Origin of the sequence: Nitratireductor sp. StC3 (assembly GCF_003015025.1) — a bacterium.
Taxonomy (GTDB): domain Bacteria; phylum Pseudomonadota; class Alphaproteobacteria; order Rhizobiales; family Rhizobiaceae; genus Mangrovimarina; species Mangrovimarina alexandrii.
The window spans coordinates 130,768-151,841 of sequence record NZ_PYBP01000012.1; the positions used below are offsets into that span (position 1 = coordinate 130,768).

Annotated in this window: 17 protein-coding genes; 12 read left to right on the top strand and 5 right to left on the bottom strand. The window is 64.3% G+C overall.

Going from position 1 to position 21,074, the window contains the following annotated elements:
- Window positions 1–213 precede the first annotated feature (213 nt).
- Together C7T96_RS20585 and C7T96_RS20590 are read left to right on the top strand one after the other, a co-directional pair.
- Window positions 214–1,725, top strand: coding sequence for an altronate dehydratase family protein (locus tag C7T96_RS20585; RefSeq protein ID WP_106573143.1), 1,512 nt, complete (start codon window positions 214–216; stop codon window positions 1,723–1,725).
- A gap of 105 nt (window positions 1,726–1,830) precedes the next feature.
- Window positions 1,831–2,334, top strand: a complete 504-nt coding sequence (locus C7T96_RS20590; protein WP_106573144.1) for a flavin reductase — start codon at window positions 1,831–1,833, stop codon at window positions 2,332–2,334.
- Window positions 2,335–2,380: 46 nt separating this feature from the next.
- Here C7T96_RS20590 and C7T96_RS20595 read toward each other — a convergent pair whose 3' ends face one another.
- Window positions 2,381–3,361, bottom strand: coding sequence for an aldo/keto reductase (locus tag C7T96_RS20595; protein ID WP_199190533.1), 981 nt, complete (start codon window positions 3,359–3,361; stop codon window positions 2,381–2,383).
- A gap of 236 nt (window positions 3,362–3,597) precedes the next feature.
- Here C7T96_RS20595 and C7T96_RS20600 point away from each other — a divergent pair, with 236 nt between their 5' ends.
- Complete coding sequence (locus C7T96_RS20600; RefSeq protein WP_106573146.1) at window positions 3,598–4,344, top strand: SDR family NAD(P)-dependent oxidoreductase; 747 nt, start codon at window positions 3,598–3,600, stop codon at window positions 4,342–4,344.
- Between the two features lie 12 nt (window positions 4,345–4,356).
- Window positions 4,357–5,196, top strand: a complete 840-nt coding sequence (locus C7T96_RS20605) for a fumarylacetoacetate hydrolase family protein (RefSeq protein WP_106573147.1) — start codon at window positions 4,357–4,359, stop codon at window positions 5,194–5,196.
- A 172-nt stretch (window positions 5,197–5,368) separates the two neighbouring features.
- Here the strand turns inward: C7T96_RS20605 and C7T96_RS20610 are convergent, their stop codons facing one another.
- Window positions 5,369–5,611, bottom strand: coding sequence for a phosphopantetheine-binding protein (locus tag C7T96_RS20610; protein WP_158264435.1), 243 nt, complete (start codon window positions 5,609–5,611; stop codon window positions 5,369–5,371).
- A 2-nt stretch (window positions 5,612–5,613) separates the two neighbouring features.
- The gene (locus tag C7T96_RS20615; protein WP_106573149.1) at window positions 5,614–7,185 is read right to left on the bottom strand and encodes a SidA/IucD/PvdA family monooxygenase; all 1,572 of its coding nucleotides are present in this window, start codon (window positions 7,183–7,185) and stop codon (window positions 5,614–5,616) included.
- Window positions 7,186–7,440: 255 nt separating this feature from the next.
- Between C7T96_RS20615 and C7T96_RS20620 the strand changes: the two genes are divergently transcribed.
- From C7T96_RS20620 to C7T96_RS20660, 8 genes are all read left to right on the top strand, one after another.
- Window positions 7,441–11,454 carry a non-ribosomal peptide synthetase gene (locus C7T96_RS20620; RefSeq protein WP_158264436.1) on the top strand — a complete coding sequence of 1,338 codons (4,014 nt, stop codon included), beginning with the start codon at window positions 7,441–7,443 and terminating at the stop codon, window positions 11,452–11,454.
- Window positions 11,455–12,735: 1,281 nt separating this feature from the next.
- Complete coding sequence (locus tag C7T96_RS20630; protein ID WP_106573152.1) at window positions 12,736–12,936, top strand: hypothetical protein; 201 nt, start codon at window positions 12,736–12,738, stop codon at window positions 12,934–12,936.
- A 71-nt stretch (window positions 12,937–13,007) separates the two neighbouring features.
- A complete protein-coding gene (locus C7T96_RS20635; RefSeq protein ID WP_146149217.1) occupies window positions 13,008–13,880 on the top strand; it encodes an alpha/beta hydrolase in 873 nt (290 codons plus the stop codon).
- A 168-nt stretch (window positions 13,881–14,048) separates the two neighbouring features.
- A complete protein-coding gene (locus C7T96_RS20640; RefSeq protein ID WP_158264437.1) occupies window positions 14,049–14,987 on the top strand; it encodes a TRAP transporter substrate-binding protein in 939 nt (312 codons plus the stop codon).
- 81 nt (window positions 14,988–15,068) lie between these two features.
- Window positions 15,069–15,530, top strand: coding sequence for a TRAP transporter small permease subunit (locus tag C7T96_RS20645; protein WP_158264438.1), 462 nt, complete (start codon window positions 15,069–15,071; stop codon window positions 15,528–15,530).
- The gene (locus C7T96_RS20650; protein ID WP_106573156.1) at window positions 15,523–16,809 is read left to right on the top strand and encodes a TRAP transporter large permease; all 1,287 of its coding nucleotides are present in this window, start codon (window positions 15,523–15,525) and stop codon (window positions 16,807–16,809) included. Before C7T96_RS20645 ends, C7T96_RS20650 begins: the two co-directional genes overlap by 8 nt.
- A 29-nt stretch (window positions 16,810–16,838) precedes the next feature.
- Entirely contained in the window at window positions 16,839–18,554 is a 1,716-nt protein-coding gene (locus C7T96_RS20655) for a thiamine pyrophosphate-requiring protein (protein WP_146149218.1), read from the top strand.
- A gap of 19 nt (window positions 18,555–18,573) precedes the next feature.
- Window positions 18,574–20,016 carry an aldehyde dehydrogenase family protein gene (locus C7T96_RS20660; RefSeq protein ID WP_158264439.1) on the top strand — a complete coding sequence of 481 codons (1,443 nt, stop codon included), beginning with the start codon at window positions 18,574–18,576 and terminating at the stop codon, window positions 20,014–20,016.
- A 34-nt stretch (window positions 20,017–20,050) separates the two neighbouring features.
- Here the strand turns inward: C7T96_RS20660 and C7T96_RS20665 are convergent, their stop codons facing one another.
- Entirely contained in the window at window positions 20,051–20,731 is a 681-nt protein-coding gene (locus C7T96_RS20665) for a LuxR family transcriptional regulator (RefSeq protein WP_106573159.1), read from the bottom strand.
- A 120-nt stretch (window positions 20,732–20,851) separates the two neighbouring features.
- Window positions 20,852–21,074 (bottom strand): hypothetical protein (locus C7T96_RS24280; RefSeq protein ID WP_106573160.1); only part of this gene is annotated, 223 nt, incomplete at its 5' end.

Sequence of the window (21,074 nt, forward strand, 5' to 3'; positions counted from 1 at the left end):
GGGGGCGGGCTTTCTGAGGGCGCAACGATCCCCGCTCTTCTTCTCGGTTCCCGGCGGCCGCCATAGAAGCGCCACAGGCCGGAGATGACCGGTGCCCGAGCTTCTCGCACCACCTGAGATCGCTTGACCGGCTGCGTACTATTATATTAATATTCCAATTTCAGTCACCCTTTCGTCCCGACGGTCGAAACGGCCCCAATCCGAGTTCATTTGATGACGCGATTTATTAAATTGTTTGAAGCCGACAACATCCTCCTTGCGGTGAGCCCGCTGGAAGCTGGCGAGAAAGCGGGGGACGTGGTCGTTACGACACGCATACCGCGCGGTCACAAAATGGCCCTGCGCGATATCGCAGCCGACGAGGCCGTCGTGAAATACGGCCAGATAATCGGCTTTGCCCGACAGCCCATCGCATCGGGCGACTGGGTACACGAGCACAACGTCTATCTGCGCGACTTCGAGCGCGACCATGCGTTTGGCACCAATGCGCGCCCCACCCGCATGCTTCGGGAAGACGACAGGGCGACGTTTCAGGGTTTCAAGAGACAGAACGGCAAGGTCGGCACCCGAAACTATATCGCGACGCTGACATCGGTAAACTGCTCGGCCAGCGTTGCCCGTTTCATCGCCGACGAGGTCAACCGCTCCGGCATCCTCGCGGACTATCCAAACGTCGACGGCGTCATCTCGCTGGTTCACGGCACCGGCTGCGGCATCGACGTCAAGGGCCCGGCCTACGACGTCCTGAAGCGCACGCAGTGGGGTTTTGCCACCAATCCGAATGTCGGCGGCGTGCTGATGGTCGGTCTCGGCTGCGAGGCGTTCCAGATTCCGCGCTGGATGAAATCCTACGGCATCGAGGAGAATGCGACGTTTCGCGCCATGACCATCCAGGAATCCGGCGGCACCCGCAAAACCGTCGAAGCCGGCGTCAAGGCGATCGTCGAGATGCTGCCCATCGTCAACGCCGCCGAACGAACGACACAACCCGCCTCCGAACTTGTCCTGGCTCTCCAATGCGGCGGATCGGACGGCTATTCCGGCATCAGCGCCAATCCCGCCCTCGGCGCCGCGGTGGATCTTCTGGTCGCTCAAGGCGGCACCGCCGTCCTGTCCGAGACGCCGGAAATCTATGGCGCCGAGCATCTGCTTACCTCCCGAGCCGAGACCCGGGAGGTGGGCGAAAAGCTGATCGAACGGATCCGCTGGTGGGAGGCCTATACGGCCAAGCACGACATGGAGATGAACAACAACCCGTCCCCCGGCAACAAGCTTGGCGGTCTGACAACCATTTTGGAAAAATCGCTCGGCGCGCTGGCCAAGGGCGGCACGACCAATCTTCGCGCCGTTTTGGAATACGCCGAGCCGATCCGCGAACGCGGCCTCGTCTTCATGGATACGCCCGGCTACGACCCTGTCTCCGCGACGGGTCAGGTTGCCGGCGGCGCGAATGTGCTGTGTTTCACCACCGGGCGAGGCTCGGCTTTCGGCTGCAAGCCCACGCCTTCCCTCAAGCTCGCGTCCAACTCCGTCATTTTCGAGAAGATGCGCGAGGACATGGATATCAATTGCGGAGACGTCATGGACGGCGTCTCGCTCGCCCGCAAAGGCGAGGAGATCTTTGCCGAGATCCTTCGCGTCGCATCGGGCGGGGCGACCAAGTCGGAATCGCTCGGCTATGGCGACAACGAGTTCGTGCCCTGGAGCCTCGGTGCCACGATGTAGATCGCGCACGGCGCGCGCCAATGCCGCCGGTCGACCCGGTCCGGCTTTTTCCCGCCAGCGAGCGGACGATTTGATCGTACCGCGACAGGCGGTCCGGGTGGAAAATTGTTGAAGAAAGGCGAGATCGAGCCGCGCTCCTACCGGGATGCGATGGCCAACTTCGCCGGCGCGGTTCATGTCGTGACCACCGACGGGGTCGCGGGCCGGCGCGGCGTCACCGTCATCGCCGCCTGCTCGGTGTCCGACACCCCGCCGACGGTACTCGTCTGCCTCAACCGCGAGAACCGGTCCAACGACCGCTTCGCCGAGAATGGCGTTTTCGCACTCAATACCCTCGCGAGCGAGCATCGGCCGCTCGCCGCGGCCTTCTCCGGCATGACCGGCCTGTCGCAGACGGACAGGTTTGCCGCGGCCGAATGGGAGACGATCTCGAGCGGCGCGCCGGCCCTTGCCGGAGCGATCGCCGTTTTCGACTGCCGGATCGTGGCGGCTCGAAGCGTCGCCACGCATCGCATCCTCATCGGCAGGGTTACGGGCCTGCGTTTCGGTGAAGGCGAAGAACCGCTTCTGTATTTTAGAAGGGACTACAGGCTGCTGGAGCGCGACTGACGGCGCCGCACCGGCGACTGACGCCGGCTACGGACATCATCCGCGTTCAGGCAAGCGCCCTCTCGTCGATCAGCCCGTCGCTGTGGAGCGCGTCCCAAAGCGCGTCCGGCAGCGGCCTTTCGAACCACTCGACGTTCTGCACCACGTGGTCGGGATGTTTTGCCCCGATCAGGACGGAGGTCACGGCCTTGTGCCTGAACGGGAACTGTATCGCGGCCGCGGCAAGCGGCACGCCGAACGCCTCGCACGCCGCCGCCAGCCTGTCCGTCTTCCTGGCGATATCCTCGGGCGCGTCCTGATAGTTGAACTTGCGGTTGCCCGACTGCCCGGCGGCCAGGATGCCGGAATTGAACACGCCGCCGATCACGATCGACATGCCGCAGTCGAGAGCCTTGTCCAGCAGCGAATTGGCGTTTTGTTCCAGAAGTGTATGGCGCCCGGCGAGCAGCGTGCAATCGAGCTGGGCCTCGTTCATGGCATCGAGCACCACTTCGGCCTCGTTCACACCGAGGCCGAAGCCCTTGATGATGCCGGCCTCGCGCAGCGCGCCCAGGGCGCGAAAGCCCCCGCCCGACGTCAGCGCCGTCCAGTGCGCGTCCGCCCGCTCCGCGTGGGTCAGCCTGCCTATATCATGGACGAAGAGGAGGTCGATCCGCTCGCGTCCCATACGCTGCTGGCTGTCGTCGAAGCTGCGCATGATCGCATCGTAGGAATAGTCGAACACCTCGTGGAAAGGCAGTCCGTTTCGCCATCCCGCGTCGAGCGGATTCTTCTCGGCAGCCTGCGGCAGCTCCCGTCCCGGGCGTTCGCGGGCCATGAGACGGCCGACCTTGGTGCTGACCACCGGCTGCGATGCCGAAACGCGCTCCCGCAAAAAATGGCCCAGCATGTGTTCGGCACGGCCGAGCCCATACATGGGGGCGGCGTCGAAATACCGGATTCCGCAGTCCCAGGCCGCCTTGAGCGTGGCCAGACAGGTCCGGTCGTCGACCGGCGCGTAGAGGCCGCCCAGCGACGCACACCCCATGCCAAGCGCGGTTACGTCCAAGCCCGTACGTCCGACGGTGCGTGTCTCGCTCGCTTTCACCCTGCCCCTCCTTGCAATCGCCTTATTTTGCCGCTGCGGCACTTGTGGGTTCTGTTACACTAATATAATAGATCAAATCAAGCCATCGCAGGCTACGCGAGAGGCCCGCCGACCGCCAAGCCTCCCATGCGCATCGTCCAATCTTCAGGCAGAACCGAGCGGAGTGAACCATCGACATGAACAGGATCGATCTCAACGGCCAGCATGCCGTCGTCACCGGCGGCGCTCAAGGGCTGGGCTTGGCGATGGCCAGGCGCTTCGTCGCATCCGGCGCCACGGTCACCTTGTGGGACATCGACGAGGCGCAGCTCGAGGCAGCGCGGCGAGAGCTCGGCGACGCGGCGTCGACGCAGATCGTGGACGTAGCCGACTGGGACGCGGTCAAGGCGGCATGCGACCGGACGGAAGACGCCGCGGGCGGGATTTCCGTCCTGGTCAATTCGGCCGGCATCGCGGGCGCGGCGACCCCGCTCGACATATACGACATCGCGATGTGGAAGAAAGTTATCGACATCAACGTCAACGGCACTTTCTACGTCAACCGCGCCGTGGTTCCGGGCATGAAGGCGCGCAATTACGGGCGCATCGTCAACATCGCGTCGGTCGCCGGCAAGGAAGGCAATCCCAACGCCGCCGCCTATTCGGCCTCGAAAGCGGCGGTGATCGGAATGACGAAGTCGCTCGGCAAGGAACTCGCCGAATACGACATCGCGGTCAACTGCATCTCGCCTGCGACGGCGCAGACGCGGATCCTTGAACAGCTCACCCCCGAACACATCGACTATATGCGTTCGCGCATCCCGCGGGGCCGCCTTCTCGAAGTCGACGAAGCCGCCGCGATGGTCGCCTGGCTCGTCTCCAAGGAGAACAGCTTCACCACCGCCGCGACGTTCGACCTGTCCGGTGGACGCACGACGTACTGAAAGGCCAAAAGAATGAAGTTTCTTCGCTACGGACCCGCCGGCTCCGAAAGGCCCGGCCTGTTGGACGACGACGGCCACATTCGCGATCTTGGCGGCGTGGTCGACGACATCGGCGGCCGGTGGCTCGCCGACCTCGCCTGGACGCGGGACGTCGCCATTGCCCGCCTGCCGGTGGTCGAGAAACCGCAAAGGCTCGGTCCGTGCGTGGCCGGCACCGGCAAGTTCATCTGCATCGGGCTCAACTTCGCCGACCATGCCGCGGAGGCGGGGCTGGAGGTTCCTCCCGAACCGGTGATCTTCATGAAAGCCACGTCGGCGATGTCTGGGCCGGACGACGATATCGTCATTCCAAGGGGATCCGGCGCGACCGATTGGGAGGTCGAACTCGGCGTCGTCATCGGCAAGCCCGCAAAACATGTGTCGCAGGACGAGGCGCTCGACCATGTCGCCGGCTATTGCGTCGTCAACGACGTTTCGGAACGCGATTTTCAGAACAAGAGGTCCGGCCAGTGGACCAAAGGCAAATCGTGCGACAGCTTCGGTCCGACAGGACCCTGGCTTGTTACGCGTGACGAGGTCCCCGACCCGCAGCAGCTCAAGATGTGGCTGACGGTCAACGGAGTGACCATGCAGGACGGATCGTCGGCGACCATGGTCTATGGCGTGGCTCATCTCGTGAGCTACCTGTCACAGTTCATGACCCTGCACCCGGGAGACGTCGTGTCCACCGGCACCCCGCCCGGTGTCGGGCAGGGTTTGAAACCGCCGCGCTATCTGAAACCCGGCGACGTGGTGGAACTCGGGATCGAGGGCCTGGGCGCGCAGCGGCAGAGCGTGCGCGCGCATGCCTGACGCGCCACCTCGGCGGCCCTGCGGGCCCGTCGATGCTGGCGCGACGGCGGCCGATGCCTTGCGACCGGCTGCAGAGCCTTTCCAGGCAAAGCGGAAGCCGGTCCGCCGTTTAGACATGCGCTAAGCCGACAAGGTGGGGCCGATCTGCACTTCCGTGACAAGCAGATCGGCTTTACGCGGCGCGGAGGAGTTCGGCCAACTCGCCGAACGATCTGGTAAAGATGTCTTCGAGCTGGGGCCGCACGCCAAACTCCGCCTCGATCTTGTTGGCAAGGATCGGCGCGACCAGAGAATCCCCGCCCACCTCCAGGAAATAGTTCTGCGGCCCGATGTCCTCGCATTTGAGGATCGCGCGGGCCTGTTCCAGGACGCGCTCCTGCAAAACCGCCTGATCTGCGCGCGTGGTCTCGTTCATCGTCATCGCTCCATTGCGTCGTGCCGAAACTCGTCCGCCTCCGACCTACGATCTTGGACGGCGTTTTTTGCCGGTTTCGCCGCCCGCAAATCGCGTCCGGTCCAAATGCGATCGCGGTATTCCTGTCCGGTGAGTATGGGCTGACACGGACCGAGAGCCCGCGCGACGTGCTGCGCGGCATCGGCCGTGAACAGGTCCGCGCCGATCGCCGAAACAAGCTGTGGTATGCCGTGGCGAAATCCGCTGACCTCTGCGGGATTGCGGCCGTTGCTGAGAAGGGCGCCGGCGCCGAAGAAATGAATGTCCTTGAGATAGGGCGCGCTGCCGGGCCGCTTCTCGGTGAAAGCGAAGCCCGGCGACAGATAGGGGTGGCGCGCGAGATCGTCATGCGCCTCTGCCGGCGGTGGCTGGTAGCGGTCGCGCCATAGCGCGATCTGGTCGACGATGCTTGCCAATTCGGGACGCGCGGAAAGATCGACCTTGTATCCCGTTCCGGCGATGACGAAGTCAAATTCGAAAGTCGTGTCGTGCCCGCCAAGTCGAAGCGTGACCGCGACGCCATCCGTATCGAGAATCGGATCGCACGCGCCGAGATGGAGGTGAAACGTGTCGAAGCGCGCGGCGCGACGCACCGTATCGGGCACCGGTCCCTGGGCGCGCCGGCACAGCGCGCTCATGATCGTCCACCGCTCGGCATCGGGCAGGAGCCGGAAATGCTCCACCGAACCGGGGTAATATAGCATCCGCATCACAGACAGGCGTTCGAGGTCGTCATGGCGACAGAACAGGTCCACCGAAGCCGCGCCCTTTTCGAGTGCGGCCGCCGCGGCGTCGAACGCCGACGAGGCCGCGCCGAATACGGCGACGCGTTGTCCCCGCAACGCACCGAAATCGATCGGCTCCTCCGCGTGCGCATAAAGATCGGCCGGCAGCGATTGCGCGATGAAGCCAGGCATATTGACGCTTCCGCTGCCGGCGAAGCCGGTCGCCAGGACGAGCTTGCGGCAGACTTCCGCCTTGGGGCGGCCGTCGATCGACAGACGAAGCCGCAATCCCTGCTCCGCCGGCTCGACACCTTCCAGCCGCGTCCCGAACCGCACCGATACTCCAACCATCTTGCGGTACCAGCGCAGGTAGTCGGCCCAGTCGATCCGTGAGATGGATTGCATCCCGGCATAGGCCGCCTCGCCGCGACGCGCTTCGTACCAGGCCTGGAAGCCCAATTCCGGTATGCCCAGTTCCGGCCCGGGCAGATGCTTGGGCGATCGCAGCGCGTTCATGCGCGCCGTATTGAGCCAGATGCCTTCCCTGCCCTCGTCGGCCGCGTCGATGACGGCGGTTCGCGTTATCCCGGCGCGTCGCAACGCGAAAGCGACCGCCACGCCGGACTGGCCGCCCCCGACGACGACGACATCGTGGTCGGTGCCGGACCGCTCGGGAACCCAGTTGTCGGGATAGCCTCCATGAAGCTGGATCGCACGGTGAACGGTCTTTTCGAACGCTTCGGCGACAAAAGACCCGCCATCCGCGCACGGACCGGTCTGAAGCTCGCCGGCGTCCAGGCCTTTCCGCATCGAGAAACCTCTCCCTTGGCGATCAACCGCCCGGCCTACGCCCGCCGGTGCTTGCAACCTATGCGACGCCGCACCGGTCGATCTTTCTAAGGGCGAGCTGCCGTGGGCTTCCGGCGTGCCAACCACCCTTCCTCCCTCGACAGCGTTACACTAATATAATAGAACCATCAAGGTCTGACGCCAACCCTCGCGGCGTCGGCGATGCGGAACCGGGAGGAGCATGGAATGGTTGAAGCAGCGGCGTCGGCGAAGTGCGTGAAGAGTGAGCGAGCGCCGTTTCTTCTGGAAGGCATTCAACAGGCATATTGGGTCGGACAGGGCGCTGAACTCGACCTCAGCACCCCCGCCACCTACTATGTCGAAGTGGACGTTCCGGTAGGGTTCGAAACCGAACTGACGCCCGCCCTTCAGCGAATCCTTCGACGACACGACATGCTGCGGGCCGTGATTCTGCCGTCGGGCGAGCAACGGATTCTCGACGATGTCGGGCCCTACCAGATCGAAACCCTCGACCTGAGAGACCTTCCCGCAGCGCGGCGGCGGGAGCGGCTCGAGGCGCTTCGGACCGACATCAACGCCGGGCAGATGCCGCCAGACATATGGCCGCAATTCGACATCCGCGCGACGCGGGACGAGGCCGGCTTGCGCCTGCACATGCGCTTCGCGCTGTGGATGATGGACGGCTGGAGCTTCCATCTTCTTCTGCGGGAATGGCTTGCCCTGTGCGCCGACCCCGCCGGCGCCCTTGCGCCGGTCGAGATGTCCTTCGCCGACTATGTTGAGGCGCAGAACCGTGTCCGGCGGGGACCGGGCTGGCAGGCCGCGTGGGATTACTGGCGACCGCGCCTGGACGACTTCCCGGGTCCGCCGTCCCTGCCTCTGACGAGAGGACTATCCCGCGACCGGCATCCCCGGTTTCGGCATCTCACTCGGACGATGTCGGCCCCGCACTGGACGAAAATCGTCGAGATCTGCGCACGGCTGCGGATTCCGCCCAGCCTGCTTGCCTGCGCCGTCTATACCGAAGTGCTCTCCCGCTACGCCGGCAGCGATCATTTCGCGATCACCGTTCTGTCTTCCGGACGTTTCCGGCACCTGCCGCAAGCCGCCAACACATTCGGCAATTTCGGGACCACCATCCTGCTTGAGGTCGACGCCTCGCGAAACCGCTCGTTTGTCGAGCGCGTGCGCGCCCTGCAGCGCCAGTTCTGGCGCGATGCCGAGCGGATCGAAGTCAGCGGTATCGACATCTCCCGCGCGATGCAGCAGCGCGCGGGAACCGGGCCGGGCATGAGCGTGCCGGTCACCTTCACCGCGGTCACGCCCCCCGCCGCCCCGGAGACCGCCGGTCATCCCGGGGTGCGCATCGATCACGACACGGCGCGCCTCCAGGTTCCGCAGGTTTATCTCGACCATCAGATGCACTTCGGCGACGACGGATCCGTGATCTTCAACTGGGATTATGTCGAACAGATTTTCCCCGCCGGCTTCGTGGAGGAACTGTGCCGGGCGCATCTCGACCTGTTCTTGAAACTGGCAGACGATGAGGCGCAGTGGAACGAACGGGATCCCAAACCATATCAGCCGGCGGCGCCGGCGGCGGCCATCGTCCCTTCCGCCGCGCCCGAGCGGCTGGAAGCGGCGTTCGAGCGTCAGGCGGCCGAGCATCCCGAAAACGTCGCGGTAATCGCCGCCGATCGGCGCCTCACCTATGCGCAATTGCGGCGCCTGGCAGTCGCGACGGCCGGCGAGCTGCGTCGGCGCGGCGTTGCGCGCGGCGATCTGGTCGCGATCTCGCTGCCCAAGGGCTGGGAACAGATCGTCGCCGTTCTCGGCGTCCTCTATGCGGGCGCCGCCTATGTTCCGGTCGATCCGGACCTGCCGGCCGAACGCCGCAACGTGCTGTTCGCGCAAAGCAAGGCGAAATTCGTCCTGACGCGAACCGCCCTTGAGCGCGCGCTTGCCTGGCCGCAGGACGTTCAGCGCGTCTGCGTCGATCTGGTGCGCGACGACAGCCAGGACGCGCCGTGGCGCACGGAGACAAAGGCGACCGACCTCGCCTACGTGATCTTCACGTCGGGCTCCACAGGTGTTCCCAAGGGCGTCATGATCGATCACCGCGGCGCGTGGAACACGATCGTCGATCTCAATGGCCGCTTTGCGCTGAAGCCCACCGACCGGATACTCGCCCTTTCGTCGCTCAGCTTCGATCTTTCGGTTTACGATATTTTCGGAACGCTCGCCGCCGGCGCGACGATCGTCATGCCGGATGCCGAACGGGCCAAGGATGCCTCGCATTGGCGCGACCTTGTGCGGCGCCACGACGTCACGGTCTGGAACTCGGTCCCGGCGCTGATGCAGCTCGCGGTCGAGGGTGCGGGCGGCCCGATCATGCCGTCCTTGCGTCTGGTCATGCTGAGCGGGGACTGGATCCCGCTGACCCTGCCCGAGCAGATCCGCCCGGCGGCACCGGGGGCGGAGATCTGGAGCCTGGGCGGCGCCACCGAGGCGTCGATCTGGTCGGTTCTCTATCCGATCGGCGACGTCGATCCCGAATGGCGTTCCGTTCCCTACGGCCACGCGATGGACCATCAGTCCATCCACGTTCTGGACGCCGATCTCGCCATGTGCCCGCCATGGGTGCCCGGCGATCTTTATATCGGCGGGATCGGGGTCGCGCTCGGCTATCTGGGCGACGAGGCCAAGACGGCGGCCAGCTTCATTCGCCACCCGACCACCGGCGAGCGCCTCTATCGCACCGGCGACATGGGGCGCTATCTCGCCGACGGCGAGATCGAATTCCTGGGACGCAAGGATTTTCAGGTCAAGATTCAGGGTTATCGCGTGGAATGCGCCGAGGTCGAGGCCGCTCTTCTCGCCATCCCCGAGGTCGCCGCAGCGGTGGTGGTAGCCGTCACCGACAGCGCCGGGACGCGACACCTCGCCGGTTACGTCGTGCCCAAAACGGCCGGCACGCAGGTGGAACCGGCCGGGTTGCGGGAGCGGCTTCGCGCGGTCCTGCCGGCCTATATGGTGCCCACCTATATCGTGTCTCTCGACAGCTTGCCGCTCAGCGACAACGGCAAGGTCGTTCGTTCGGCCCTGCCGGCACCCGATTTCGGCGTCCGCGAGACCGCCAAGCGTTCGTCGGCGCCGCCACGGGACGCGCTGGAGCAGGCGGTCGCCGAACTCTGGCGCGAGACGCTCGGCACGTCCGGGATCGGACGGGAAGACGATTTCTTCGCGCTCGGCGGTTCGTCCTTCGCCGGCATGCGTCTGATGGCCAAGCTCGAACAGCGTTTCAAGCGGCGGTTTTCCTTCGCCACGCTCGTCAGCCACCCGACGGTGGCGGGCATCGCCGATCTGCTGCGCGGCGACGGCGACGAGCGCGCCGATGCGATCCTGACACCGATCCGGCAGGGCGGTGAAGGTCCCGCGCTGTTCTGCGTCCACCCGATCGGCGGCAACGTCATGTGTTACGTCGGGCTCGCCCAGGCCCTGGGCTCCACTCGCCCCGTCTACGGATTGCGCGCGCCGGGGCTGACCTCCGCGACGCAGGCGCCTCTGGACTCGATTGCAGACATGGCTGTCCGCTACATAAGGGAGATCCGGGCCGTCCAGCCGGACGGTCCCTACCATCTCATCGGCTGGTCGTTGGGAGGCTTGGTCGTGCAGGAGATGGCGCGCCGCCTCGAGGCCGAAGGCGAAACCCCGGGCCTGGCCGCGATGATCGACAGCGCCGTGCCCGACGCGCCCGCCGCGGCGGGTCCGGCCGAACGCTTCGCCGGTTTCGTGAACGACCTGGCTGCCGTCGCCCGCCTGCCGCTTCGCGGCGAGAAACAGGAATTGGAGCCGTTATCCGCCGACGAGCGTATCGTGTGGTTGACGGAACGCTTGGAACAAAACGGCGTGCCGACCGACGCGGCCGCGATGAAGGCGGTCTATGCGGTTTTCAGCGCCGGCTCCAGGGCCCTCGACAACCACACGCCCCGCACCCTCGGCGGAAGGCTCCTGCTATTTGCGGCGGCCCGGCGGCCCGACGCCCGGAACATGCAGGACGAGTGGAAAGCGATCGCTCCAGGGATCGAAATCGTCGAAATGGATGCCGACCACTATTCCATCATGCAGTCGCCGAGGATCGAGGACATCGCGTCGACCGTCACCCGGGCGATGACGGAGACGGACGCGAAACGGGCGCAATCCAGGGCCGGGACCAGGTCGACGCCGGGCGGGCCCGTCGCGCAGATCCGCGCCTCGCAGGAGGCCTGACCTCTTCCCACGAAAAGCCGCTCGCCCTCCCTGGCCGTCATGGCGTCGCCGATGCCCGGCCCGGAAATTCCTGCCCGCGGCGCTCCATAGACGGAAAGTGTCCTCCTCTCCTGAACGTCCCGTCATCGGCTGGCCCTGTTCACGTCGCGGTCCAATCGCGACCGGGTTGCAAAGTCGTCCGGTGTAAACCCCTCAAGGCTGGTGTGCGGTCGGCGCAGATTGTTGTCGATCCGCCAGGTCTCAGAGCCCGTCCCGAAACGGGAGAGTTGGCGGCGGGGTCGTGCTTGCGGATTGGGTGTCGAAACCTAAACGGCCTCGATCATGGACAGCCGGACGGTCAAGACATGCCAGAGCGGCATGAGCGTGTTGGTCGCAGGGGAAACCGGGAGCGCATAGCCAACTTCGACGCAGCCAGACCATCCTGCAGACAAGGGAAAGGATCAAACGCGACACCATCAACCAACGGCGCTTGCTGGATCGCAAGGCAGCCGCTTAATATGAAAACCATGATGGGCCAGAGCCTCCACTAGATCAGGCCGCCAAACTGCTCAAAACCTCTGACGACGGACACAGGATACCGTTCGAGGCCAGCCAGCCGAGCTGCATGCGAACCGTTGCCGGAGATTGCGCGGTCGCCGGCATGACTCTGATGAGAGAGCCTGCCGCGGTGGCTACCGGCACGGCCGCGATCCCCTTTAGGAATGCTCTTCTGGATGCGGTGTATCTCGTCATGTGCTCAGCCTCCCTTGACGTGATATTCCGGGCTTCATCACCCGCTTCCGAAGTGCATTCATTCTGGGAGATGCCGCGTTACAATTGAAACACAATAAAGCGTATTCCATGTTGCCGATTCAGCAAAGCATACCGGCGTAGCCAGACAAAATTTCACCATGTGATTTCCATCTTTGTAGGCAAACACTTGATCCAAATGAGCTAAGATTGGTGCATCTCTGTGCCGGTTTACACGCAAAATTCGCCGTTATTTTCGACTCGTCCCAATTACATTTTGCATCGCTGTTCGAGAGCTTTCACATTAACGCGTCGAGTGTCGGCGGGAGTATGGAAATGCTGGTCGCGCGGCGAGACAGGATGGCGAAAGTCGGCCTCAACGCCAAGGAGACAACGGGCCTGCCGCCGCGCTCCCGTCCTCGAACGAAGCCGTGCTTCGCCTGGCGCGTCTAATCGGCCGGCAGATCACGCGGGAGCAATACGAGCGCCAAGATACTCGGGAGTGGAAGCTCCTTCGGCGAAAGATCGGCAACCCCACATAGGCTGCATCACATGCAAGCCGGGTGGTGCTGGCAGTGGAAGCGGCAGGCGATCGAAAACCTGGCCAATCTATTCGACGACAAGGCGACGGACGCGCATGTCACGCTCATGCCCGACAACGGTGAGCTGGCGATTGTCCTGCGCGGCGACCTCAGCGCGATCCTGCGGTTTACGGCCGGCAACGGGCAGGACACCGACTTGAAGCTCACCTGATCCCCAGGGATGATTTACCCCCGGCTGGCGGCGCGCATAACCTGCCATAACCGTAGCAGCTGGAGAAAATTGTGGCTGAAGCAGGGATCGCACGTGGCGGGAAACAAGCCTATTCGGGCACCGAGGAGGCGATGGCCTATGATCGTGCCGCGCGTGCTTTGTCCGATAGATCGAAGCTAAAGCCGGTGGCGGTGCTCGGCTATGGCAAAGACCCTGCGCAGAAAACCGAGATTTATCGCCCACATGCTGCCGAACCTAGGGAACCGCTACCTGTTCTAGTCTTCCTTCATGGCGGCGCATGGATCGCCGGCGACTTCCAATGGCTTCGTTTCATGGCTGAGGCCGTGGTCGCGCAGCCCGCGATATTCGCTGCCGTTACCTATCGTCTGGCCCCCAATCACAAATGGCCCAGCCAGTTGGAAGACGGCATCGGCGCATTACGGTTGATCCAGGCGCGGATCTCCGACTACGGCGGCGATCCTGATCGCATCGTGCTGGCAGGGCATTCGGCGGGCGGCCAGATCGCTGCCATGACCGTTCTGTCCCGGCAGGCAGCGCCGGTCCACGCGTGCATGCCGATCAGCGCTCCGATGGACCTGCGCTATGGCGGGGTCGCGTCCGACACCGGCAAGGGGCGGGTGTACCGCTTTCTGTTCCGCGCGGCGCAAGACGATGCCGGCGCGAGCCCGATATGCGCGCTCGCCTGCAACCGGACGCCGTTTCACCTCATGTGGGGCGCTTGCGATTTCGACCATATCCGCGATTCAAACGCGCGGATGTGCGACGCCCTGCGCGCTGCCGGCCAGCCCGTAACCAGCACCATCGAACCGGGCGCGGGCCACTTCGACACGCATTTGCGGCTGAGTAGCCCCAATGACGACTGGTACCGGGCGTTTCGGGATCTTGCCGGTCGGCCCGGCAGGTCCGTCGGCGCGTGCGCATAGAGACGAAACAACGCAAGGGCAAACCGCGGATCACGGTTGCCTTGCGCGATCCAATCGTAAAGGAGGAAGACCATGAAATCTTTGTTTGAGACCATTTCGGTTGCCGCAGCGGCCGCTTTTCTGACGGTCTGCGTCTCCGGTTCGGCCGCCGCCCAGACGGTACTGACCGTGTCGGGCTGGACGCCGCCCAAGCATCACTTCACGCAGCTCTTGCAGAACGACTGGGCCGAGATGGTCGAGCGCGAATCCGGCGGCCTGCTGAAGATCCGTTATCTGCCCAAGGCACCCATGGGTGCCGCCCAGACGTTCGACGGCGTGCGCGACGGCCTGGTCGACATCAGCTTCATCTCTCACGGCAACAATGCCGGCCGTTTCCGCCTGACCAAGATCGCCGAGTTCCCGCTTCTCGCGAACGATGCCGAGACACTTTCGGTGGCCTATCAGCGTGTCTTCGAGCGCAGCCTGGCTGATGCCAACGAACATGACGGTGTCGTGCCGCTTGCGATGTTCACGCCGGGGCCGGGCCACCTGATGTCGCCGAAGAACGCCTATCTGAAAAAGGCCTCGCTGCAGGGCCAGAAGCTGCGCGCGCCCGGCGGCATGGCGTTCGAGCTCGCCACCGTCCTCGGCGCGGCTCCGGTGTCCCGTCCGGCCTCGGAGCTCTACGAGCTGCTGAACGGCGGGATCGTCGACGGTGCCTTCATGCCGGCCGACGTCTTCGGCGGCTGGCGGCTGGAGGACCTGATCCAGCACGTTGTTTCGGCTCCCGGCGGCTTCTACAACGCCAGCTTCGCCCTGGTCATGAACGAGGACACGTACAACTCCCTCAGCGACGAGGAACGGGCGGCCCTGGCCAAGGTGACCGGCGAGACCTTCTCGCGGATCGCCGGCCGTGCATCCGACGAGGCCGATGCCCGTGGCTGGAAGATCTACGAGGAGAAGGGCGGTGAGGTGCATCAGGCCCCGGACGCGTTCGTCGAGGAAATCCGGGCCTCGATCAGCCCGCTCGAGTCGGATTGGGCAAAGTCGGTCGAAGATACCAAGATCGACGCCGCCGCCGCCCTGGCTGAGCTCCGCGCCGAGATCGAGAAGATAGACGCCGAATAGGGGCTCATCGCGATGGCAGGGGGACCCAGCGTGGCTTCAACGAAGCAATCCGGCCGGATCCAAGTGGTATGGCGACGTGTCGTGCAGGCACTCGAATATGCGGCGGCGCTCATCCTTGCTGGGATCATGCTGCTGACCGTCGTCGATGTCGGAGCACGGTACGCCTTCCAGCGGCCGATCGCCGCCGGCTTCGAGGTCACCGAGATGGCCATGCAGGTGATGATCTATCTCTGCATAGCGGTCGCCGTTGCCAGCAACGATCACATAAGGGTCACCCTTATCGACCCGGTCCTGAAGCAGGTGTCATGGCTCAAGCGAACGATCGACGGTGTGTCGGGCGTGGCGATCGCGATGGCACTCGCCGGGATGGGGATCGCCATGACCGGGCTGGCCGTCGGCAAATCCGGTGAGGTCACGCTCGTGCTGGGACTACCGGTCGCGGCCGTGGCCTGGGCGATCGCCCTGACCCTGATCCTTTCGGCGGCCCTGGCGGCCTATGCTGTCGTGGCCGGTCCCACCGACGGCGAGGCCGAGGATGACTGAGTTCGTCATCGGCCTCGTTGCCCTTGTCGCCTTCATCCTGATCCGGATTCCCGTCGCGCTGGCGATGGGGATCATCGGGTTTGTCGGCTACGCCCATTACATGGGCTTCTCCGTCTCGAGCAAGATGGTGGCGGGTTCGGCTTTCGAGCTCGGCAGCTACATGCTGACCGTCATTCCGCTCTTCGTGCTGATGGGCAATTTCGTTGCCTCCAGCGGGCTCGGCCGCGATCTGTTCCGTGCGGCCTATGCCTTCATCGGCAGGATGCCCGGCGGGCTGGCGATCTCGGCCATTCTCGCCTCGGGTGGATTTGCGGCGATTTCCGGATCCAGCGTGGCGTCCGCCGCCACGATGGCGAAGGTATCCTATCCGCCGATGCGCTCGTTCGGCTATTCGGATTCCTTCTCGCTGGCCACTATCGCCGCCGGCGGCACCCTGGGAATCCTCATCCCCCCGAGCGTTGTGCTCATCATCTACGGGATCCTGGCGGAGCAGAATATCACCAAGCTCTTCCTGGCCGGCATCGTGCCCGGTCTGTTGGGCATGGTCCTCTACACCTTGGCGGTGGGCTTCGTCGTCGGGCGCGACCGGGATGCGGGGCCGCGCGGCGAGTACGTTCCCTGGTCCGAGAAATGGCGCGCCCTGCGCGAGGTCTGGGGCGTGGTCGCCCTGTTCGTGCTGGTCATGGGCGGGCTCTACGGCGGCGTTTTCACGGCCACGGAAGGCGCGGGCATCGGGGCGTCCGGAGCACTGCTTCTCACGTGGATCCGGGGGGCTATGACCCTGGCGGTGTTGCGGGATGCGTTCCTCGGCGCCGTGCGCACGACCGGGGCCCTGTTCCCCATCCTGCTCGGTTCGACGGTCCTGGGGAATTTCATCGCCATGACCGGCGCGCCCGAAACGCTCGCCGACTGGATCGGCGACATCGACCCGCATCCGGCGATGCTGCTGTTCATTGTCGTGCTGCTCTACCTGTTCCTCGGCTTCTTCTTCGAGAGCTTCTCGACGCTGTTCATCACCATGCCGATCATTCTGCCGCTGATCGATGCGGCGGGTTTCGATCTGATCTGGTTCGGCATCATCGTTGTGGTGACCATCGAGATCGGTCTGCTGACCCCGCCCTTCGGAATGAACGTCTTCGTATTGACCTCGGTGTTCCGCAACATCGCCCCCGGACCCGTCTTCAGGGCGCTGATCCCTTTCATCATCGCCGACTTCATTCGAGTCGCGCTGCTGGCGCTGTTTCCGGCGCTCGTCCTTTTCCTGCCGTCCCAGATGTGACGCTGACGAACCGCGTCCAGGAGTTTTCCATGTCCGAAGTCATCCGTTCCGTCGAAACCGTGGGAGAGGCCATCCTCGATCTGCTGCAGCTTCGCGGTGTGGACACCGTGATCGGCGGCGCGCCGACCTCTATGATCGAGGCGTTCGCGAAGTACGGGCTGCAGGGCAAGCCGGCGCCACGGGCCATTCTCACGCCGCATGAACAGACCGCCGTGGCCATGGCGCACGGTTATTTCGCGGCGAGCGGTCGCCCCCAGGCGGTCTATCTCTATTCCACGGTCGGCACCGCAAACGGCGTCGGCGGCATCATAAACGCGGCGCGGGCGCGCGTTCCCATGGTCATTCTGGCGGCCCGGTCACCGATCGCCGAGCAGAGAGGCGTCGCCGGCGCGCGCGACATCCACGTGCAGTGGTCGCAGGAAAGCTACGACCAGGCCGCGATGGTGCGCGAGTACGTGAAGTGGGATTACGAGATCCGCCGGCCGGACCAGGTCGCCGACGTGATCGATCGCGCGTTCGAGGTCGCGATGGCCGAGCCCCAGGGGCCCGTCTATATCTCGATCCCGCGCGACGTGCAGGCGGCGACCTTGGACGAGAACCGCGCGAGCGCGCCATCGCGGCGGATCACCGATGCGCGGCTGATGCCCGACCCGGCCCGTCTCGACGAGGCGGCGGACCTGCTCGCGAGGGCCGAAAATCCCGTCATCGTGACGTCCGAGCTCGGCAAGAGCGCCGCCGGCCGTGCGGCGCTGGCGCGTCTGTGCGATGTTAGCGGGTTCGGCGTTTTGGAGGCCAGCCCGGTCTACAGCAATCTCGATCCCGAGCATCCCTGCCATCTGGGCTATATCTTCGCGTCGCAGGTCAGCCCCGACCTCGAAAAGGCGGATGTCATCTTCGTCATCGAGTCCGATGTGCCGTGGTTCACCGCACGCGTCACCGTTCCGGACAGCGCGAAGGTCATCCAGCTCGGCATCGATCCGTTCTACCAGCGCCTGCCGATGCGCGGGTTTCCGTGCGACGTGCCCCTGATCGGGCATGCGGAGCCCGCGCTGGAAGGGTTGATCGAAAGTCTGGAAAGCCGCATTCCGGCCGACCTTCGAGACCGTCGGATCGCCGCCCACCGCAGCCGGCGCCAGCACCAGCAGGCGCAGCTAAGAGACGCGATCGCGCGCGACGGGCAACTGTCCGAAATCACGCCGCTTTGGGCCAACCATTGCATCTCGCGGCTTCTCGACGACGACACCATCGTCGTGAACGAATATCCGATCGACCTGCGCGTCGTGCAGCCTGGCGCAGCCGGCAGCTATTTCGGTCCCTCCCATGCCGGCGGGCTGGGCTGGGGCTTCGGTGCCGCGCTCGGCGTCAAGGCCGCGCGGCCGGACAAGACGGTCATCTGCACGCTGGGCGACGGGTCGTATTATTACTGCGTGCCCGCCTCCTGCCATCAAATCGCGGCGGCGGAAGACCTGCCGATGCTGATCGTCGTCTTCAACAATGGCGGCTGGAACGAGGTGCGCAAGAGCGTCGTCAGCACCCATCCGCAGGGATGGGCGTCAAAGGCCAACGAGGTCCCCCTGACGCGGTTCGGAGTCCGGGCCGGTTTCGAGAAGATCGTCGAGGCCTTCGGCGGTTATGGCGCCGTGGTCGAGGATCCGGTCGCGCTTCTTCCCGCACTCGAGGCGGCGTTGCGCGCGGTCAAGGACGAAGGGCGGCACGCCCTCGTCAACATCGTCGTCAGCGTCTGACGCCGTGAAGGGACATGAGATGAGCGTCATCATCGAAGACATTCTGGCCGAGCAGCGCGCGGCCTTCCGGGCAGAGGGTTTTGCCCTGGCCAGGACGCGGCGGGATCGGCTGACCCGCCTTGCAAGGGGGGTGCTGTCCCACGAGCGGGCGTTCGTCGAGGGGCTTCAGGAGGATTTCGGCAACCGCTCGCCTTTTGCCACGCGGGCCGGTGACATTCTGGGCAGCGTTGCAGCGATCGAATACCACCTCGCCCATTTCGAGAGCTGGATGCAGCCCGAGCGGGTGGCACTGCCTCCCGAGGTGGAGGCGCACGGCACCTTTGCCGAGGTGCACTACCAGCCGCTCGGTGTGCTAGGAGCGATCGTTCCGTGGAACGGACCTGTGCTGATGGCCTGTCTCGCGGCCATGGGCGGTCTGGCGGCAGGCAACCGTGTGATGCTGAAAATGTCGGAGCTGGCGCCGGCGACAGGTGCCGCCTTCGAGGCCGCGATTGCCTTGTATTTCGACCGCGGCGAGCTTGCTGTCGTGAATGGCGATGCAAGCGTGGCCGCCACCTTCGCCAGCCTCCCGTTCGACCATCTGCTGTTCACTGGCTCAACCGCGACAGGCCGCAAAGTGGCACTTGCCGCCGCGGCAAATCTCGTTCCCGTGACGCTGGAGCTTGGCGGCAAAAGCCCGGTCATCGTCGGGGATACCGCGGACCTGAAGACCGTTGCCAACAGGCTTGTCGCCGGCAAGCTGGCTTCCGCCGGTCAGGTCTGCGTTTCGCCGGACTATGTGCTCGCGCCCGAAAGCAAGGTCGATGCGCTGGTTGAGCGGTGCCGGCACGCCGCTGCCGACATCTTTCCGCAGATGATGCAGGATATCGATTATACGAGCCTCATCGACCGCCGCTCCAATGAGCGCATGAAGGCCCTGCTTGCCGACGCTTCGCGAAAGGGCGCGCGTGTCGACTTCGTCCCCGTCGACACCACCCTTGAAAACCTGCCTGCCAGCGGGCGTTTTCCCTTTGCGATCATCACCAATGCAACGGATGACATGGAAGTGATGCAGGAGGAAATCTTCGGTCCTCTGCTCCCCATCATTGGCGTTTCCGGCGTCAGCGAGGCACTGGACAGGGTGTCGGATGGCGAGCATCCGTTGTCGGCTTACTATTTCGGCGACGACGAGCAGGAGGCTGCGCGTGTCGCGCGCGCGTTCCAAACCGGAAGCGTTGTCATCAACGACGTCAGGTGCCAGCTCACCTACGAGGCGCTGCCCTTCGGCGGCGTCGGCAAGAGCGGCATGGGCCGCTATCGTGGTCGGGCCGGGTTCGTGACCTTCAGCAACCGCAAGACGGTCCTGCACCAGAAGACGTCAGAGGCGGTACTGGCGCGCGGCCGGCCGCCCTATTCTCAACAGGCCCATGATACGATCGCGCAGGCGATTGCACTCAAGAAGGCGCAATACGAAGTGGATTGAGAAAGAGCCGATGTTGCGGCGCGGCTGAAGGATTTCAGTGCGGCGCGCGCAGTACATGCCCTGCGCGATAGAGCGCCGCCAGCAGCTCTGCTCGGTTGGCATACCCGGTCTTGGCGAGGATCGCCTTGACGTGATTCTTGACGGTGGGCAGGGCAATGGAGAGCAGGCGTGAAATATCCTGATTGGGATAGCCGGACAGAAGAAGATCGAAGACCTCTCGTTCGCGTTCGGTCAGGCCCGAGAATATCTGTGCTTCCATGTCTTGGACGAGCGCCGTGCACCATTGATTTGCAAACAGCGGCTGCATTCTCGACAGCTTGATCATTTCCTCAGTAGTGAATTCACGGTCACCTTCGAGCCGCGCATAGCGCAGGCCGGCGCGTATGCCGCCTTCGGCATCACGCAGGAACATCTCGGCCTTATGCCTGATGCCGAGAACCTGACGGAAGCCCTCCACATAATCAGCGTTCTCAAGGTCGGGACCGTAGCCCGGAGCGGTGCCGAACACGTTCCGGTTCATCTTCGCAAAGCAACGGGGATGGTAAGGGTCCAGTGCGACGAATTTCCGGTAAAGCCTGCCCCAGTTTTCATTCGTGCTGCTGATGTGGCCATAAGGCTGAAGCCTGCCATCGACCTCGTAGAATAGCACTCTGGTGGCCGGCACAATCAGGCGGGCTGTATCAAGAATATAGTTCTTCGCGGCAAGGATATTCATCGGCCAAAGTTGTTCCCAGCCAGACGGGAGAGCATCAGCCCTGATTTTTTGATAGCAGTTATGCGCAGTGCGGTCTGCCTGTCAATCTACGACAAACCCTCTCGTCACAGTCGGCTCACATCACCTCCATGCCGTAACGCAAATGTGCATGTTGTGGTGTTTAATGAGCTCCATAACCTCCTCGCCGGCACTCAGAGAGAACAGCGCGTGATCCTCCCATTGCTCTGATCCCTGAAAACTGGACCGTTCGAAACTGGAGTTTTCCGCGGTAACATCCCTTGGCTGGGAGGAGCGGAAGACGATGAAGGCATCGAAGTTCTCGGATGCGCAGAAGGCGTTCATT